The organism is Candidatus Symbiopectobacterium sp. NZEC135, from assembly GCF_025962695.1.
This window is the reverse complement of record NZ_JAGFPF010000545.1, coordinates 1-1,241: the sequence shown is the minus strand read 5'-3', so window position 1 is coordinate 1,241 and position 1,241 is coordinate 1. Positions and strand designations below refer to the sequence as shown.

2 protein-coding genes and 2 pseudogenes are annotated in these 1,241 nt (G+C 52.1%); all 4 read left to right on the top strand.

Annotated elements, in window-relative coordinates:
- Positions 1 to 201 (top strand): annotated as a pseudogene (locus J5224_RS28635) (phage N-6-adenine-methyltransferase); the annotation flags it as partial.
- Positions 198 to 614, top strand: coding sequence for an HNH endonuclease (locus tag J5224_RS28630; RefSeq protein ID WP_264628487.1), 417 nt, complete (start codon positions 198 to 200; stop codon positions 612 to 614). The pseudogene J5224_RS28635 and the gene J5224_RS28630, both read left to right, overlap by 4 nt.
- Complete coding sequence (locus tag J5224_RS28625; RefSeq protein ID WP_264628486.1) at positions 611 to 958, top strand: chromosome partitioning protein ParB; 348 nt, start codon at positions 611 to 613, stop codon at positions 956 to 958. The genes J5224_RS28630 and J5224_RS28625 overlap by 4 nt, the downstream gene beginning before the upstream one ends.
- Positions 955 to 1,241 (top strand): annotated as a pseudogene (locus tag J5224_RS28620) (hypothetical protein); the annotation flags it as partial. The gene J5224_RS28625 and the pseudogene J5224_RS28620, both read left to right, overlap by 4 nt.

The following is a 1,241-nucleotide window of genomic DNA, read 5'->3' as shown; positions in this document are numbered from 1 at the left end:
CCGACCTGGTTCAAACCGAAAGACGAAAAGCAGGTTGCAACCAGTGCGTTCTTTGCTGGCGCCATAGCGGTGTTTGATAAGCAGTGGCGTGGCCCCTCTATAGCCTATATCGAACGTGATCGGCTGTTTGCCCAAGGTGAAGCATTCATGGCGCAGATCCGCAGAGAAGCCGAACGATTGGCAGTGAGGAACGCCGCATGAAACTCACCAAGAAACAGCGTGAAGAATTGCGCATGAAGTTCGGCGGTCGGTGCGCTTATTGCGGCTGTGAGCTTCAAAAAGGCTGGCATGCGGATCACGTCGAGGCTGCGCTACGCAAGTGGAATTTCGGTGAGCGCAAGCAAAACGGTACTCGGGCAATCGTGTATACGGGAGAGCATTGGAAGCCTGAAAACGATGTGGTGGAAAACTTATTCCCAGCTTGTGCGCCCTGCAACCTGTTTAAGGCAACCTTCAGCGTTGAGATGTTCAGAGAGCAGATAGCAGAGCAGGCAGAGAGGGCGCGGCAATACAGCGTGAATTTCCGTACTGCCGAGCGATTTGGACAGGTTCAAATCACGCAATCGCCAATCGTGTTCTGGTTCGAAAAATACCAGCGGGAGGGCGCATCATGATCAATGGTCCACTCATTAGCAGCCAACGTTACCTTGATCGCGCAAAAGTCGTAGACAAGGCCTATCGGTTTAACCGCTTCTACGTTGAAGTCTATCCAGTCGTGCTGAGAGGCAAGCAATACACGTTGATCATGGATGGTCACCACAGTTACGCAGCAGCAAAGCTGGCAGGTATAGAGCCAACCTACCGCCCGATCCGTAAGAAGCTGGCGAAGATATTCAAAGGCATGACGCAACGGGAAATTGAAGTGCTCCTAATCAATAACATCACAGACAGCCATTTGTATTACGTGGAAAGCGGTGAAGTTGTTGAGGAATTGGCTATGCCAGAGGTGAGGGGGTGAGAGCACTGTTTAAACCCGTCATTGTGCCAGAGCTGGGGCAAGTCATATTACGCCCCGGTAAAAACCTGCTGCAGTTATTCCATGGAAGGGTGCTGGTGGTCAGTGAACCGGAGGAACTTAAAGAGCTTCCATCCGGTTTGCTGCCGAATCAGGAACAGCAACTGGGTAATGATCCGCGCTGGCGTCCATTCCTGACCAACGAGCGTGTGATTAATGCCGCTGGTGGTACTGATGGGCTGATTTACTGGCTGAACCAGTCAACAGTGTGCCAGCGCGAAAGCGA

Coding starts and splice junctions, on each gene's coding strand:
- J5224_RS28630 (WP_264628487.1), top strand. CDS start 198: ATGAAACTCACCAAGAAACAGCGTGAAGAATTGCGCATGAAGTTCGGC.
- J5224_RS28625 (WP_264628486.1), top strand. CDS start 611: ATGATCAATGGTCCACTCATTAGCAGCCAACGTTACCTTGATCGCGCA.